The organism is Streptomyces sp. ADI95-16 (assembly GCF_003721495.1).
GTDB classification, from domain to species: Bacteria; Actinomycetota; Actinomycetes; order Streptomycetales; family Streptomycetaceae; genus Streptomyces; species Streptomyces goshikiensis.
This window is the reverse complement of record NZ_CP033581.1, coordinates 2702405-2718785: the sequence shown is the minus strand read 5'-3', so window position 1 is coordinate 2718785 and position 16381 is coordinate 2702405. Positions and strand designations below refer to the sequence as shown.

Sequence of the window (16381 nt, the reverse complement as noted above, 5' to 3'; positions counted from 1 at the left end):
CCACAAGATCGTTCACATGCGCACGTGCCATGTCCGCCCCGTCCGTTCGGTCCTTGACCGGCCAGATTATGACGACGGCGCCCTCGCCCGGAGTGGTTCCGGACAAGGGCGCCGCTGACGAGGTGGCTACCGCGTGGGCGTGAGCCTTACAGGCCGAGCTCGACCTCGAACTCGCCGGCCTCAAGGATCGCCTTGACGGCGGTGAGGTACCGGGCCGCGTCCGCGCCGTCCACCAGGCGGTGGTCGTAGGACAGGGTCAGGTACGTCATGTCGCGGATGCCGATGTTCGTGCCCTCGGCGGTCTCGATGACCACCGGGCGCTTCACCGTGGCACCGATGCCCAGGATGGCGACCTGGTTCGGGGGCACGATGACGGTGTCGAACAGCGCACCGCGCGAGCCGGTGTTGCTGATGGTGAAGGTCGCGCCCGACAGCTCGTCCGGCGTGATCTTGTTGCCGCGGACCTTGGCGGCCAGATCGGCGGTCGCCTTGGAGATGCCCGCCAGGTTGAGGTCGCCCGCACCCTTGATGACCGGGGTCATCAGGCCCTTCTCGGAGTCCACGGCGATGCCGATGTTCTCCGAGTCGAAGTAGGTGATGGTGCCCTCGTCCTCGTTGATCCGGGCGTTGACGACCGCGTGGGCCTTCAGCGCCTGGGCAGCGGCCTTGACGAAGAACGGCATCGGCGAGAGCTTGACGCCCTCGCGGGCCACGAAGGAGGCCTTGGCCTTCTCGCGCAGCTTCATGATCTTGGTGATGTCCACCTCGACCACGGAGCTGAGCTGAGCCTGCGAGTGCAGGGCCTTCATCATGTTGTCGCCGATGACCTTGCGCATGCGGGTCATCTTGACCGTCTGACCGCGCAGCTCCGAGACCGCGGCGGCGGCCGGGGCCTTGGCGGCCGGGGCTGCGGCCGGAGCCGGAGCGGCGGCGGCGGCCTTGGCGGCCTCGGCGGCGGCCAGGACGTCCTGCTTGCGGATACGGCCACCGACGCCGGAGCCCGAGACCTCGGACAGGTTGACGCCGGACTCCGAGGCGAGCTTGCGCACCAGCGGGGTCACGTACGCGCCCTCGTCACCGGCCGGGGCCGGGGCCGGGGCGGCGGGAGCGGCGGGAGCGACCGGGGCGGCAGGCGCGGCCGGAGCCGGAGCGGCGACCGGAGCCGGCGCGGCCACGGGGGCCGGAGCCGGAGCGGCCGGAGCCGCAGCGGCGGGGGCCGCCGGAGCCGGAGCCGGGGCGGCGGGGGCGGCCGGGGCCGCCGGAGCAGCCGCGGCCGGAGCCGGGGCAGCGGCGGGGGCGGCGCCGGCGACACCGATGACGGCCAGACGGGCGCCGACCTCGGCCGCCTCGTCCTCGCCGACCAGGATCTCCAGCAGCGTGCCGGAGACCGGCGCCGGGATCTCGGTGTCGACCTTGTCCGTGGAGACCTCGAGCAGCGGCTCGTCGGCCTCGACGGACTCGCCGACCTGCTTCAGCCAGCGGGTGACGGTGCCCTCGGTGACGCTCTCGCCCAGGGCGGGGAGAACGACGTCCGTGCCGGAGGCGGCGGACGCCTCGGCAGCGGGAGCCTCGGCGGCCGGGGCCGGAGCCGCGGGGGCCTCGGCGGCCGGAGCCTCAGCGGCGGGAGCCTCGGCCGCGGGGGCCTCGGCGGCGGCCGGAGCCTCAGCGGCGGCCGGAGCCTCGGCAGCGGCCGGCGCGCCCGAGCCGTCGTCGATGACGGCCAGCTCGGCGCCGACCTCGACGGTCTCGTCCTCGGCGACCTTGATGGCGGCCAGGATGCCCGACACGGGAGACGGGATCTCGGTGTCGACCTTGTCGGTCGAGACTTCGAGCAGCGGCTCGTCGGCCTCGACGCGCTCGCCCTCGGCCTTCAGCCAGCGGGTGACAGTGCCCTCGGTAACGCTCTCTCCGAGCGCCGGAAGGGTTACGGAAACCGACATGGTTTCAGTTGCTCCTAACGAATGTGCGGAAGTGGTCGTCGCGCCCGTGACGAATTAGTCGTGGGAGTGAAGCGGCTTGCCGGCGAGGGCCAGGTGGGCCTCACCCATCGCTTCGTTCTGGGTCGGGTGCGCGTGGATGAGCTGCGCGACCTCGGCCGGCAGGGCTTCCCAGTTGTAGATCAGCTGGGCCTCGCCGACCTGCTCGCCCATCCGGTCACCGACCATGTGGACGCCGACCACGGCACCATCCTTGACCTGGACGAGCTTGATCTCGCCCGCGGTCTTCAGGATCTTGCTCTTGCCGTTGCCAGCCAGGTTGTACTTCAGGGCCACGACCTTGTCCGCACCGTAGATCTCCTTGGCCTTGGCCTCGGTGATGCCGACGGAAGCGACCTCGGGGTGGCAGTACGTGACGCGCGGAACGCCGTCGTAGTCGATCGGCACGGCCTTCAGGCCGGCCAGCCGCTCCGCGACGAGGATGCCCTCGGCGAAGCCGACGTGCGCCAGCTGCAGGGTCGGGACGAGGTCACCGACGGCCGAGATGGTCGGCACGTTGGTCTGCATGTACTCGTCGACCAGGACGTAGCCGCGGTCCATCGCGACGCCCTGCTCCTCGTAGCCCAGACCCTGCGAGACCGGGCCGCGGCCGACGGCGACCAGGAGCACCTCGGCCTCGAAGGTCTTGCCGTCGGCCAGCGTGACGCGCACGCCGGTCTCGGTGTACTCGGCCTTGTCGAAGAAGGTGCCGAGGCTGAACTTGATGCCGCGCTTGCGGAACGCGCGCTCCAGCAGCTTGGAGCTGTTCTCGTCCTCGACCGGGACGAGGTGCTTGAGGCCCTCGATCACGGTGATGTCGGAGCCGAAGGACTTCCACGCCGAGGCGAACTCGACGCCGATGACGCCGCCGCCCAGGACGATGGCCGACTCGGGGACGCGGTCCAGGACCAGCGCGTGGTCCGAGGAGATGATGCGGTCGCCGTCGATGTTCAGGCCCGGCAGCGACTTCGGCACGGAGCCGGTCGCCAGCAGGACGTGGCGGCCCTGGACACGCTGGCCGTTCACATCGACGGAGGTCGGCGAGGAAAGGCGGCCCTCACCCTCGATGTAGGTCACCTTGCGGGAGGCGACCAGGCCCTGCAGGCCCTTGTACAGGCCCGAGATGACCTCGTCCTTGTACTTGTGGACACCCGCGATGTCGATGCCCTCGAAGGAGGTCTTGACACCGAACTGGGCGGCTTCGCGGGCCTGGTCCGCGATCTCGCCCGCGTGCAGCAGAGCCTTCGTGGGGATGCAGCCGTTGTGCAGGCAGGTGCCGCCGAGCTTGTTCTTCTCGATCAGGGCAACGTCCAGACCCAGCTGGGATGCGCGCAGAGCCGCGGCGTAACCGCCACTGCCACCGCCGAGGATCACTAGGTCGAAAACGGTGCTGGCGTCGTTCGCCACGTCACGTCCTCCATGCATGTGCGCCGGGCACCGGTCCTCTGTGACCGGGCGGCGGCTGGTAATCGGCCGCTAGTTTCTTCGGCCCTGTGGTGGGGGCCCTGTCCTGCCGAGAACCCATCTTCGCATTTGTCGGGGGAACGCGGGACGCCGGGCCCGGACTCTGGCAGGTCGTTCTGCCCGAAGTAAGGGTTACCAGTGCGTAGAAACGTACGGATTTCGTTGTAGGTGAACGCACCCCGGGAACTCGGCCGAGTTCCCGGGGTGCGCCACGTCACATTCGAGGTACGTCAGCCCAGGTCGCCCGTGGCCGTACGCTCGGCCAGCCGCACCAGGGTGCGCACGGCCGAGCCGGTGCCGCCCTTGGGGGTGTAGCCGTACGGAGCGCCCTCGTGGAAGGCCGGGCCGGCGATGTCGAGGTGGGCCCAGGTGATGCCCTCGCCGACGAACTCCTGGAGGAAGAGGCCGGCCACCAGGCCGCCGCCCATCCGGACACCCATGTTGGCGATGTCGGCGGTGGGGGAGTCCATCGACTTGCGCAGGTCCTGCGGGAGCGGCATCGGCCAGGAGGCCTCGCCGACCTCCTCCGCGATCTCGTGGATGGAGGTGCGGAACGCGTCGTCGTTGGCCATGACGCCGAAGGTGCGGTCACCCAGGGCCATCACCATCGCGCCGGTCAGGGTGGCGACGTCGACGATCGCGTCCGGGTTGTCCTCGGAGGCCTTGGTCAGCGCGTCACCGAGGACCAGCCGGCCCTCGGCGTCCGTGTTGAGGACCTCGACGGTCTTGCCGCTGTACATGCGCAGCACGTCACCGGGCTTGGTGGCGGAGCCGGACGGCATGTTCTCGGCGAGCGCGAGCCAGCCGGTCACGTTGACCTGGAGGCCCAGCTTGGCGGCCGCGACGACGGAGGCGAAGACGGCGGCGGCGCCGGCCATGTCGCACTTCATCGTCTCGTTGTGACCGGCCGGCTTCAGGGAGATGCCGCCCGAGTCGTACGTGATGCCCTTGCCGACGAAGGCGAGGGTCTTCACGGCCTTGGGGTGGGTGTAGGTGAGCTTCACCAGGCGCGGCGGGTTCTCGGAGCCCTTGCCGACGCCCATGATGCCGCCGTAGCCGCCCTTGACCAGGGCCTTCTCGTCCAGGACCTGGACCTTGACGCCGTTCTCCTTCGCGGCCGCGGACGCGACGGCGGCGAAGGCCTCGGGGGTGAGGTCGTTCGGCGGGGTGTTGACGAGGTCGCGGGCGATGTTGACCTCGGTCGCGACGACCGTGGCGCGCTCGGCCGCGGCCTTGTGCTCCTTGTCGCGCGGCTTGGCGCCGAGCAGGGCCACCTCGGCGAGCGGCTGCTTCGGGCCGCCGTTCTTGTCGGCGTTCTTGGCGGTCTTGGTCTCGCCGCCCTGGTAGGCGGTGAAGGCGTACGCGCCGAGCAGCGCGCCCTCGGCGACGGCGGTGACGGCGGAGGCGTCGTCCAGGGGGAGCGCGAAGGCGGCCTTCTTGGTGCCGTGCAGCGCGCGGGCGGCAGCGCCGGCGGCGCGGCGCAGCGTCTCCTCGTCGTAGGACTCGTCCTTCTCCGGTACGGAGCCCAGCCCGACCGCCAGCACGACCGGGACCTTGAGGCCGGCCGGCGCGGGCAGCTTGGTGATCTCGCCTTCGGCACCCGAGGCACCGAGCGCTTCGAGCACGGAGGCGAGCTTTCCGTCGAAGGCCTTGTCCACGGCCTCGGCGCCGGCGGCGGCGACGGGGCCCTTGGGGCCCTTCGCCACGCCGACCACGAGGGCGTCGGCGCGCAGCGTCGCGGCGCCGGCAGTGCTGAGAGTCAGAGCAGTCACGGTGGTGAGGTCTCGCTTCCGTTTGTGTATGTGGGCGCTTCGGTCGCGTCGGGGTCGCCGGCCGCTCCGGAGCGATCGTATGAGAGCCCGACGGCCGCCGGAAATGAGCCTACGCGCAGGCGCTCGTCCGTACGCCACTCGAAGGTTTGGCAAGTTGTTCGATCATCGGGTCATCAGGTTCACCCATCTGTGGCCTCTGTTCCAGGTTTGCCTCTCAGACCTGACGCAGTCCTAGAGACTCGACCCACTCTCGCAAGGGGACGCGGGGTCCCTTTGCATGAATTCCACAGAGCCTCTCCTGCCCGGCCGCACCGCCAGTGGCCCGCCGGGAGAAGCCTGCGGGGGGAAAGGCCGAAATGGTCAACAAGAACCGGATGAACAGGGTCGCCGCCGCCATGGCCGCGGCAGCTTTGATGTCCGTCGCAGTACCCGCCGCGGCCGCCGAGGCGGTCGTGACACCACGCGTCGACCTGAAGGTGCTGGTCGTCGATGACGGCGGCAGCTCGGTCGAGGCGATCACCGCGGAGCTCCGGGACACCGGAGTCCCGTTCACCCGCGTCGTCCTGGGCAGCGGCAGCCGCCCGGTGATCAACGCCGGATTCCTCAGCGACACGGTCGACGGCCGGCCGCGCGCGAAGTACCAGGGCGTGGTCCTGCCGAACGAGAACCCGTTCGGCGACGGCTCGGCCGAGATGGCCGCGCTGACCGCGTACGAGACGACGTACGGGATCCGCCAGGTCGACGCCTACACCTGGGCCCACCCGGGCGTGGGTCTGGAGTACACGGACAACGGGGGGTACAGCGGCCAGCTCGACGGCACCCAGGCGGCCGTCACCGCGGCCGGCAAGGCGGGGCCCTTCGGGTACCTCGGCGGTCAGGTCACCTTCGAGGACAACTCCGCTCTCGTCCCCGAGAGCTACGGGTTCATGGGCAAGCCGCGCCCCGGCTACACCAGTTACCTCGACGCCCCGGCCGGCGGGGGCCGGGCCTCGCTGGTCGGCGAGTACGCCCACGACGGGCGCAGCGAACTGGTCGTCACCTTCGGCTACAACCAGTACCAGCAGCAGTTCCGGCTGCTGGCCCGCGGCATCGTCGACTGGCTCACCCAGGGGGTGCACCTCGGCCAGAGCCGCAACTACTTCGCGGTCCACGTCGACGACGTCTTCGCGCCGGACGCCCGTTGGAGCAAGTCGCTCAACTGCACGCCGGGCGACTACGCCTGCGCGGGCGGCGAGGGCCAGGAGAGCTCCATCCGGATGACCGCCGCGGACGCCCAGTACGCGGTGCAGTGGCAGCAGAGCAAGGGCTTCAAGCTCGACATGCTCTTCAACGCCGGTGCCGGGGAGGAGTGGAAGGCCGAGAACGGCGGCACCGACGCCCTCACCGCGCAGCTGATCGCGGACCGGGCCAAGTTCCGCTGGATGAACCACACGTACACGCACCTCTTCCTGGGCTGCACCCAGGACACCTCCGCCACGCCGTGGACCTGCACCAAGAACGCCAGCGGCGCCGTCAACTACATGAGCCGGGCCGAGATCTCCGCCCAGATCCGCGACAACAACAACTGGGCGGCGTCCAAGGGCATCGCCACCGACCGGACCGAGCTCGTCACCGGCGAGCACTCGGGTCTCAAGACCCTCCCGCAGCAGCCCCAGGACAACCCCAACCTGGCCGGCGCGCTCGCCGACAACGGCGTCAAGTGGGCGGGCAGCGACAACTCCCGCGAGCCCGCGCAGCGGGCGGTCGGCGCCGCCCTGACCGTTCCCCGCTACCCGATGAACGTGTACTACAACACGGGCACCAACGCGGAGATGGCCGACGAGTACAACTGGATCTACACCAGCCGTGCCGACGGCGGCAGCGGCCTGTGCGAGGACAACCCGGCGACCTCCACCTGCCTGCCGGCCCCGCTCGACGTCAACACCGGCTACCTGAACACCATCGTCCCCGCCGAGGCCCGCACCGCCCTGCGCCACGTGCTCGCCAACGACCCGAAGCCGCACTACGTCCACCAGGCCAACCTCGCCGAGGACCGCACCCTCTACCCGGTGCTCAACCAGGTCCTCGACACCTACGGCACCCTCTTCGCCCCCAGCGCGCCGATCGTGAACCAGAGCATGAAGGACACCGGCGTCGAGCTCAGCCGCCGCGCCGCCTGGGACAAGGCCGTCGCCGCCAACAAGGTCACCGCCTACCGCATCGGCACCACCGTCACCGTCAAGGCCCCCTTCGGCGTGGTGGCCCCGGTCACCGCGCCGGTCGGCACCAAGAAGCAGCTCCTGCTCGGCACCGCGGACTTCGGCACCGCGTACGCCGGCAACCGCTCCGCCTGGACCTCGCCCGATCTGCTCCAGTCCGCGGTCACGCTGAGGCTGCCCAGCTGATCCCCGCTCCACCAGCCAGCCGAGCCACCACCACGTAGCACCCAGAGCCGGCGCTCCACGCAACCCATGGGCGCCGGCCCCTTTTCCGTCCTGGGGGGACTCACCGCATGAGCCATGGGCGCCATGTCACCATGCTCACCGAAGGCACCTATCCACACGTCCACGGCGGCGTCAGCACCTGGTGCGACCAGCTGGTACGCGGTATGCCGGAGGTCGACTTCAACGTCATAGCCCTGACCGGCTCCGGACGCGAGCCGGTCACCTGGGACCTGCCGCGCAACGTGTACCGGCACACCGCCGTACCGCTCTGGGGCCCGCCGCCGGGCCGCAGCCGCCGCCGGGCGCTGCGCGGCAGGGCGCACCGCCGCTTCACCAGGACGTACGAGAACTTCCTGCTCTCCCTGCTCGACCCGCCCCCGGCCGCCGCCGGGGGTGCCCCCGCCCACGGCGGGTTCTCCGCCGCCCTGCGCGAGCTGGCCGTACTGGCCCGGGCGGGCACCCTCGCCCAGGCGCTGCGCTCCGAATCGGTCCTGCGCCTGCTGATGGCCGTATGGACCCGACCCGGCCTGTCCAGCGCCGGCGCCGCGCCCACCATCCACGACGCGCTCACCGCCACCGACCTGCTGGAACACGCCCTGCGCCCGCTGTCGGTGCGGATCCCGCCCGACTGCGTCGCCCACGCCGTCAGCAGCGGCCTCGCCACCCTGCCGGCCCTCGCCGCGAAGTACCTAGACGGGGTGCCGTTCCTCCTCACCGAGCACGGCATCTACCTGCGCGAGCGCTACCTCGGCTACCGCACCGCCGAACAGCGCTGGCCCGTCAAGGCGCTGATGCTCGGCTTCTACCGCGAGCTCAACTCCGAGGGCTACCGGCAGGCCGACCTGATCACCCCCTGCAACCAGTACAACCGCCGCTGGGAGGAGCGCGGAGGCGCCGACTCCGAGCGGATCCGCACCGTCTACAACGGCGTCGACCCGCACGTCTTCCCCGAGGCCGGACCCGAGCCCGAGGTCCCCACCCTCAGCTGGTGCGGCCGCATCGACCCCATCAAGGACCTCGAAACCCTCATCCGGGCCTACGCGTTCATGCGCGAGGAGCTGCCCGCCCTGCGGCTGCGCCTCTTCGGGCCCGTCCCGGCGGGCTGCGAGGACTACCGGGTCGGCCTGGAGAAGCTCGCCGCCGGACTCGGCGTCGCCGACGGCATCACGTACGAGGGCCGCATCGACAAGGTCGCCGACGCCTACGCGGCGGGCAGCGTCGTGATGCTCTCCTCCATCAGCGAGGGCTTTCCCTTCAGCATCATCGAGGCGATGTCCTGCGGCCGCACCACCGTCTCCACCGACGTCGGCGGGGTCCGCGAGGCCGTCGGGGACACCGGCCTCGTCGTCCCGCCCCGCGAGCCCGAGACCATGGCCCGCGCCACCCTCGCCCTCCTGCGCGACGACGAACGCCGCGCCGAACTGGGCCGGCGCTCGCGCGAACGGGTCGTGGAGAAGTTCACCCTCCACCGGTCCGTCGACGGCTTCCGGCACATCTACCGGGAACTCGCCGGCCAGCCCGTCCTGCCCGTCCACGCCGGCGACGCGTGGACCCAGCGCCTCGCCGCCCCCTGGTACCGCGAGCTCGCGGCCGACGGGAGCCCGTGGTGAGCGGATCCCTCTGGCTGAAGGTGCCGGGCGGCAACACGCTGCCCGCCGTCCCGCGCCCCCGGCGCACCGGCGCCACGGCCCCGGACGGTGCCACCGCCGCCGCCCCCGACCCGATGGACGAACTCGCCGATCGCCTCGACGACCTCGTCGCCGCCGCCGTTCACCCGGACGAGATCGCCGCCATCCTCGAATCCGACGGCATGACCGACGAGTACATCCGGCTCACCTACGGCCGCCACGACTCCTTCGGGCTCGCCGAGGAACTCTTCGCCCGCGTGCCCCGCTCCTTCCCGGAGCCCGAACGCGCCCCCGACCCCTGGAAGGTGTCCCTCACCGCCTGCCTGCTGCGCGGGCTCGTCTTCGCGCTGCCGGGCCTGGCCTACCTGCTCGGCGCGCCCCTGCTGGAAGGCCCGCCGGACCGGCTCGGACTGCCCGCCGGGACACTGACCCTGCTGGCCGGGGCCCTCATCGGGTGGGTCTGGGACCAGACCCTGTCCCACCGCGCCTACTCCTGGCTCGGCCTCGGCGACCGGGCCGCCGCCGGGCGGACCCTGCTCGTCGGGGCCCCCGCCGGGGCCCTGCTGGGCACCGCCGCCGCGCTGCTGGTGCCCGGCGGCCCGCCGTTCTCGTACGCCTTCGCCGCCGGACAGGCCTTCTACGTCGGCGCCGCGACCGTCCTGCTGGTCCTCGGGCGGGAGCGGATGCTGTTCGCCGCCCTCGCTCCGATGGCCGCGGGCGCGGTGCTCACGCCGTTCGTGGACCTGCCCGTGCCGCTGCGGGTGGCCCTGCTGGCGCTCTCCCTGCTGGCCGCTTGCTCCCTGGCGGTACGGGAACTGCCGCTGGCCGACGGGGTACGGGCCGCCCTGCGCCGGGTCCGCGGCTGGTCGGGGCGCCGGCCCGGCGAGGGCCCGGTGCGCTGGCGGATGCTGCGCGGCGCCGAGGAGGAGTACGGGCCACGCGGGCCCCGGCTCGGGGACTCCGTCCCGTACGGGGTGTTCGGCCTCGGCACCGGCCTGCTCGTGCTGTACGCCGCCCTCGGGGAAGTGCTCGCCGGCGGTCCCGCCGAAGCGGTCGCCGCCCCCTCGGCGGTGGCACTCACCCTCAGCATGGGTCCCGCCGAATGGCTGCTGCACCGCTTCCGCAGCGGCAGCCTCGCCGGGCTCCGGGCGGCCCGCTCGCCCCGGGCGTTCCGGCGCCGGATGCTCGCCGCGCTGACCCGCTGCGTCGCCGTGTACCTGGTGGTGCTGCTGGCCCTGGGCGTCGCCGGCACCCTGCTCTGGCCGGGCGCGCCCGGCCTGACCGCCGTCCGGGCCGCCACGCTGCTGCTGCTCGGCGCGGTCATGTGGACGGGGCTGCTCCTGCAGTCCTTCGGGGCGGTCCGGCCGGCCGCCGCCGTCTGCGCCTCGGCGGCCCTCGCCCAGAGCCTCGCGCTGCTGACCGGGCTGGGGCAGCCGCGGGTGGTCCAGCTGGCCGTCGCGGGCACGGCCGCCGCGGCGCTGGCCACGCTGGTCTGCCTGCTGCTCGGCCGCGCGACGGCGCACCGCTGACGCGTTCCCGTACCTCATGGAGAAGAAGGACCTCATGCTGCTGGTGCCCCTCTACGAGCACCCCGCCGACCGGCCCGAGGCCTGGGAGCTGCTGATCCGCTCGGCGGGCCGGCTGCACTCGGTCGTGCTCAACCCCGCCAGCGGTCCCGGGGACGCCCCCGACGAGCGGTTCGCCGCCGTCGCCGGGCGGCTCCGGGAGGCCGGGGTGTCCGTCCTGGGGTACGTGGACACCGACTACGGGCGCCGCCCGCACGCGGCCGTCGTCCAGGACCTGCTGCGCCACCGGGACTGGTACGGGACCGACGGCACCTTCCTCGACCAGGCCGCCGCCACCGCGGAACTGCTGCCGCACTACGGCCGGCTCGCCGTCGCGGCCCGGGCGGCGGGCGCCGGCACCCTCGTCCTCAACCACGGGATGCACCCGCACCCCGGGTACGCCGCGCTCGCGGACCTGCTCGTCACCTTCGAGGGCCCCTGGGACGCGTACCGGGACGCGGCCGCCGCACCCCCGTGGACCGCCGAGCACCCCGCCCGGCGGTTCTGCCACCTCGTGTACGCCGTCCCGCGGGGGGCGCCCGCCGCCGAGCTGGCCGAGCGGCTGGCGACGGAACGGGGGGCCGGGGTGCACTGCGCGGTCCCCGGCTCCGGCGCACACCCGTGGGGGACCCTTCCGTACGTCCTGGAGGCCACCGGATGAAGCGTGTGCGCACCCTGCTCGCCGGGGCGCTGCTCGTGGGCCTCGGCGCGCTGGCCGGGTGCACCGTCGCCGAGCCCGAGGAGGAGGCGCCGGCGCCCGACCCGGCGCCGGGGGAGCGCTGGCAGCCCCGGCCCGGGACCGGCTGGCAGTGGCAGCTCACCGGCCGGCTCGACACCTCGGTGAAGGTGCCCGTGTACGACGTCGACGGGTTCAACACCACCAAGGAGCAGGTCGCCCGGCTGCGCAAGGACGGCCGCAAGACGATCTGCTACGTCTCCACCGGTGCCTGGGAGGACTTCCGGCCGGACGCCGACGCGTTCCCGAAGCAGCTGCTCGGTGCGGGCAACGGCTGGAAGGGCGAGCGCTGGCTGGACATCCGGCGCATCGACTCGCTGGAGCCGCTGATGGGCAAGCGCTTCGACATGTGCCGGGACAAGGGCTTCGACGCGGTGGAACCGGACAACATGGACGGCTACCTGAACACGTCGGGCTTCCCGCTGACCGCCGCCGACCAGCTGAAGTACAACCGGCTGATCGCGAAACTGGCACACGACCGGGGCCTGTCGGTCGGGCTGAAGAACGACCTGGAGCAGATCCCGGAGCTGGTCGGCGACTTCGACTTCGCGGTCAACGAGCAGTGCGCCCAGTACGAGGAGTGCGAGCGGCTGACCCCGTTCGTCAAGGCCGGGAAGGCCGTCTTCCACGTCGAGTACGAGCTGCCGACGAGCCGGTTCTGCGCCGCGACGGGCGCGCTGAAGCTCAGCTCGATGCGGAAGAAGTACGAACTGGGCCCCTGGCGCGAGGCCTGCCCCCGCCCCTAGGTCCTGTCGTCAAAGTGGCGCCGGTCAGGCCCGCGGCGTCCGGCGCCGTGCGTCCCGACAACGCGGCGAGGTGCGGTGCCGGGCGTCGCGGGCCAGGCGCCACTTTGACGACAGGGCCTGGCCGCTCCTAGGCGACCGGCAGGATCGCGTGGACCCGGTAGCCGCCCCCGTAGCGGGGGCCGGCGAAGCAGGAGCCGCCCAGGGCGGTGGCCCGCTCGCGCATGCCGAGCAGGCCGTGCCCGCCGCCCTCCTCACCGTCGCGGCCCCCGTCTCCGCCGCCGCCGGGCCCCGCTCCGGCCGGCGTGCCCCCCGCCGGCAGCGGGTCCGGGCCCGCGCCCCCGTCGTCCAGTACGGTCACCTCCACCGAGGCCCCGACCCGCACCACGCTGACCTCGGCCTTCGCCCCCGGGCCCGCGTGCTTGCGGACGTTGGTCAGGGCCTCCTGGATCACCCGGTACGCGGCCAGGTCCACCGCCGACGGCAGCGGGTCCCGGCTCCGGTCCAGCTGCACCATCACCCGCACCGGCAGCCCGGCGTGCCGGAACGTGGCCGTCAGGTCGTCCAGCACGGCCAGCCCGGGCGCGGGCTCGGTCGGCGCCTCCGGGTCTCCGCTCTGCCGCAGCAGCCCGACCGTCGCCCGCAGCTCGTTCAGGGCCGAGCGGCTGGCGTCCCGTACGTGGGCGAGGGCCTCCTTGGCCTGGTCGGGCCGCTTGTCCATGACGTGCGCGGCCACCCCCGCCTGCACGTTGACCAGGGCGATGTGATGGGCCACCACATCGTGCAGGTCCCGGGCGATCCGCAGCCGCTCCTCGGCGACCCGCCGCCGCGCCTCCTCCTCACGGGTCCGCTCGGCCCGCTCGGCGCGCTCCCGGATCGCGTCGACGAACGCCCGGCGGCTGCGCACCGCGTCGCCGGCGGCCGCGGCCATGCCGGTCCAGGCGAAGATGCCGATGTTCTCCTGCGCGTACCACGGCAGCGGGCCGACCAGCATGGCCACGCCGGTCAGCGCGGCCATGGTGAGCACCCCGATCCGCCAGGTGGTGGGCCGGTCGGTGTGCGCGGCCACCGTGAACAGGGCGATCACCGCGCTCATCGCGACGGGTGCCCGGGGCTCCCCGGTGGTCAGCTCCAGCAGCGACAGACCGGCGGTCACGGCGAGCACCACCCGGGGCCAGCGGCGCCGGAACACCAGGGCGGCCGCGCCCAGCACCATCAGCAGCAGCGAGAACGGCTCCGGGGTCCGGGTGCCGAAGGTGGGGCCGTGCGGCCCGTGGGGATCGGCGAAGGAGCCGACGACCATGCAGAGCAGCGCCCCGAGCGCGAGTACGGCGTCGGTGGCGAGCGGATGGGCCCGCATCCACTGCCGGGTGGGGGCGAAGGGCTGCCCGAGGTGTGTCGTCACCCGGATACGGTACGGCCTGCCCCGCGGCGGGAGCCGCCCCGAGCCGGGCCCGGGAGGGCGGGCCGTCAGGTGCCCGGCGGCACACCGGCCCCGGGCGGCGGCCGGTGCCCCGGCGGGACCCGGTCCGGCCGCGGACCCCACTTCGCCCGCGCCACGCACATCACCATCACGGCGGCGATGGCCGCCAGGTGCTCCTTGCCCGCCAGGTTGTCCTTGACCAGCACCTCGCCGGTCATCGCCAGCACCACCAGCGCCCCGGTGAGGTACGCCCGGTAGCGCCAGCAGACGTAGATCGCGAGCCCCACCACCGCCGCCGAGGGCCCGGTGTCGTTGACGATCCGGTCGGACACCGGCAGGCCCAGCGGATGGTCGGCGCCCAGCGCGAGCCCGATCCGCGCGTACGTGGTCCCGGCGAGGGTGGCGACGTAGCCGACGAGCAGGGTGCGCCACCAGCCGACGCAGATCTCCGAGATCCCGAAGACCAGCAGGATCTGTGCCAGCGCGCCCCACACCGGCAGGTCGAGCGCGGGCACGAACAGCGACAGCGGGGTCCGCAGCAGGGCCAGCCACAGCGGGTCGACGGCCTTGACGGAGCCGAGGTTCTGGACCGGCTGGAAGCCCCAGGAGGTGTTCTGGACGATCTGGAAGACCGAGGTCAGGCAGACGGCCCCGATGGTCATCGGGATCGCCCGCCAGCCGTCACGGGCGAGCGCGCCGCGGACCGTCCGGAACAGGGGCCCCCACTCGCGGCGGGCGAACCGCCGCGGTGGGGAGTCGGTCCAGGCTGTCAACGACGGGTCTCCAGATGTCTGCGGTGCAGCCACTTCGGCAGGCCGGGGGCCTCCAGGAAGCCTTCGGCCCGGCCCGCCGCGATACCGATCCGCAGCAGGTCCGCACTCTTCTCGAAGAGCATGAACCGCGGTTCCCAGATCGGCCGGTATTTGGCGTTGGCCCGGTAGAGGGACTCGATCTGCCACCAGCGCGAGAAGAAGCTCAGCAGGGAGCGCCACATCCGCAGCACCGGACCCGCACCGAGCTTCGACCCGCGTTCGAAGACGGAACGGAACATCGCGAAGTTCAGTGAGACCTGTGTGACGCCGATCTCCTTTGAGCGCTCCAGGAGTTCGATGACCATGAACTCCATCAGGCCGTTCTCGGAGTCACGGTCACGGCGCATCAGGTCCAGGGACAGGCCCTTGGGGCCCCACGGCACGAAGGACAGCACGGCGCGCAGTTCGCCGTTGCCGTCGGTGCACTCCAGCATCACGCACTGGCCGTCGGCGGGGTCGCCCAGTCGGCCCAGCGCCATCGAGAAGCCGCGCTCGGTCGCGCCGTCGCGCCAGTCGTCGGCGCGGCGCACCAGCTCGTCCATCTCCTCGGCGGGGATGTCCGCGTGGCGGCGGATGCGGACGGTGTAGCCGGCCCGCTTGACCCGGTTGAACGCCTGGCGGACGGTCCGCATGGCGCGGCCCTCCAGGGTGAACTCGGCGGTCTCGACGATCGCCTCGTCGCCCAGCTCCAGCGCGTCCAGGCCGTGCCGGGCGTAGATCTGCCCGGCTTCCTCGCTCGCCCCCATCACGGCCGGCACCCAGCCGTGCTCGCGGGCTTCCGCAAGCCAGGGCTCGATGGCGCCGGGCCAGGCCTCGGGGTCGCCGATGGGGTCGCCGGAGGCCAGCGAGACCCCGCCGACGACGCGGTAGGTGACGGCGGCCTTGCCGGTGGGGGACCAGATGACGGACTTCTCGCGGCGCAGCGCGAAGTAGCCGAGCGAGTCGCGGTCGCCCTGCTTGGCGAGCAGGGCGCGCAGGCGCTCCTCGTCCTCCTCGGTGAGCGGGTCGACGGCGCGGCGCGAGCGGAAGGCCGCGAACAGCACGGCGAGGAGCAGCACCATCGACATGACGTTGACGGTGACATCGACCCAGCCGGGCGTGGTGATCGCCTTGAAGTCCACGTCGTTCGGGGCCAGCGTGACCAGCCGCAGCACGCCGTACTTCCAGCGGGCCATGAACGAGGCCTTGGAGGCGTCCGGGTCGATGTTGGCGGCGCCGACGAGCAGCGCGGCGACCAGCGAGGTGATCAGCAGGCCCACGGCGGCGACGACCACGGCCAGCTTGGGGTTGGAGCGGTCGCCCTTGGCGTAGAACTCGTGGCGGCCCAGTACCAGCGCGCCGACGAAGGCCGCGGTCAGGACCAGCGAGACCCAGTTCTGGGCGTGCTCCCGGAACTCCGGGTAGTAGCCGGTGAACGCCGAGACGGCGAAGGCGAGCAGCAGCAGCCCGCCCACCACCAGGTTCAGGATCCACGCGGCCCGTTTGCGGCGGCCCATGGTGACCGCCAGCAGCAGCGAGAACAGGGCCGAGGCGAAACCGGCCGTCAGCAGGTAAGGGGTGTAGAAATCGGCGCTGTTGTGCCGGCGCAGGTCCTGCCCGAACGAAACCCACACCGCACTGAGCAAGTTGATGAAGGTGACGGCGCGCAGGTACCAGACCGCGAACCCGGCGGCGCGGCGTGAGCGCGCGCTCCCTCTGCCGGTCTCCCGGCCGCCCCCCTGCTTGCCGGCGGTGTCCCCGCCGGTCTCGATCCTGTTCCTACCGGACGCCGGTACGGCTCCCCGGTCGGTGTCTGCGCTGGTCAAGCGGACCTCTCCCATGAGACGCGATGATATGGGG

General features: G+C 72.4%; 11 protein-coding genes. 5 read left to right on the top strand and 6 right to left on the bottom strand.

Going from position 1 to position 16381, the window contains the following annotated elements; translation table 11 throughout:
* Positions 1–146: 146 nt before the first annotated feature.
* The 3 genes from sucB to EES41_RS11825 form a co-directional block, all read right to left on the bottom strand.
* Complete coding sequence (gene sucB / locus EES41_RS11835) at positions 147–1940, bottom strand: 2-oxoglutarate dehydrogenase, E2 component, dihydrolipoamide succinyltransferase (protein ID WP_123077881.1); 1794 nt, start codon at positions 1938–1940, stop codon at positions 147–149.
* 54 nt (positions 1941–1994) lie between these two features.
* A complete protein-coding gene (lpdA, locus tag EES41_RS11830) occupies positions 1995–3383 on the bottom strand; it encodes a dihydrolipoyl dehydrogenase (RefSeq protein ID WP_073780988.1) in 1389 nt (462 codons plus the stop codon).
* A 287-nt stretch (positions 3384–3670) separates the two neighbouring features.
* On the bottom strand, positions 3671–5212 hold the full coding sequence (locus tag EES41_RS11825) for a leucyl aminopeptidase (protein WP_123077879.1): 1542 nt from the start codon (positions 5210–5212) through the stop codon (positions 3671–3673).
* Between the two features lie 356 nt (positions 5213–5568).
* On the opposite strand from EES41_RS11825, the gene EES41_RS11820 reads away from it, so the two are divergent.
* From EES41_RS11820 to EES41_RS11800, 5 genes are all read left to right on the top strand, one after another.
* Complete coding sequence (locus EES41_RS11820; protein WP_123077877.1) at positions 5569–7596, top strand: hypothetical protein; 2028 nt, start codon at positions 5569–5571, stop codon at positions 7594–7596.
* Between the two features lie 107 nt (positions 7597–7703).
* Positions 7704–9245, top strand: a complete 1542-nt coding sequence (pelF, locus tag EES41_RS11815) for a GT4 family glycosyltransferase PelF (protein WP_123077875.1) — start codon at positions 7704–7706, stop codon at positions 9243–9245.
* Complete coding sequence (locus tag EES41_RS11810) at positions 9242–10792, top strand: hypothetical protein (protein ID WP_123077873.1); 1551 nt, start codon at positions 9242–9244, stop codon at positions 10790–10792. The genes pelF and EES41_RS11810 overlap by 4 nt, the downstream gene beginning before the upstream one ends.
* 16 nt (positions 10793–10808) lie before the next feature.
* Entirely contained in the window at positions 10809–11489 is a 681-nt protein-coding gene (locus EES41_RS11805) for a spherulation-specific family 4 protein (protein WP_250568430.1), read from the top strand.
* A complete protein-coding gene (locus EES41_RS11800) occupies positions 11486–12310 on the top strand; it encodes an endo alpha-1,4 polygalactosaminidase (protein WP_123077871.1) in 825 nt (274 codons plus the stop codon). Before EES41_RS11805 ends, EES41_RS11800 begins: the two co-directional genes overlap by 4 nt.
* A gap of 127 nt (positions 12311–12437) precedes the next feature.
* Here the strand turns inward: EES41_RS11800 and EES41_RS11795 are convergent, their stop codons facing one another.
* The 3 genes from EES41_RS11795 to EES41_RS11785 all read right to left on the bottom strand — a co-directional run bounded on the left by EES41_RS11795 (position 12438) and on the right by EES41_RS11785 (position 16362).
* A complete protein-coding gene (locus EES41_RS11795) occupies positions 12438–13667 on the bottom strand; it encodes a sensor histidine kinase (protein WP_123082397.1) in 1230 nt (409 codons plus the stop codon).
* 110 nt (positions 13668–13777) lie between these two features.
* Positions 13778–14503, bottom strand: a complete 726-nt coding sequence (locus EES41_RS42135) for a hypothetical protein (protein WP_254211408.1) — start codon at positions 14501–14503, stop codon at positions 13778–13780.
* Positions 14500–16362, bottom strand: a complete 1863-nt coding sequence (locus EES41_RS11785; protein ID WP_123077869.1) for a phosphatidylglycerol lysyltransferase domain-containing protein — start codon at positions 16360–16362, stop codon at positions 14500–14502. The genes EES41_RS42135 and EES41_RS11785 overlap by 4 nt, the downstream gene beginning before the upstream one ends.
* Positions 16363–16381: the final 19 nt, after the last annotated feature.

Coding starts and splice junctions, on each gene's coding strand:
- EES41_RS11800 (WP_123077871.1), top strand. CDS start 11,486: ATGAAGCGTGTGCGCACCCTGCTCGCCGGGGCGCTGCTCGTGGGCCTC.
- EES41_RS11820 (WP_123077877.1), top strand. CDS start 5,569: ATGGTCAACAAGAACCGGATGAACAGGGTCGCCGCCGCCATGGCCGCG.
- EES41_RS11805 (WP_250568430.1), top strand. CDS start 10,809: ATGGAGAAGAAGGACCTCATGCTGCTGGTGCCCCTCTACGAGCACCCC.
- EES41_RS11795 (WP_123082397.1), bottom strand. CDS start 13,667: ATGCGGGCCCATCCGCTCGCCACCGACGCCGTACTCGCGCTCGGGGCG.
- sucB (WP_123077881.1), bottom strand. CDS start 1,940: ATGTCGGTTTCCGTAACCCTTCCGGCGCTCGGAGAGAGCGTTACCGAG.
- EES41_RS11785 (WP_123077869.1), bottom strand. CDS start 16,362: ATGGGAGAGGTCCGCTTGACCAGCGCAGACACCGACCGGGGAGCCGTA.
- pelF (WP_123077875.1), top strand. CDS start 7,704: ATGAGCCATGGGCGCCATGTCACCATGCTCACCGAAGGCACCTATCCA.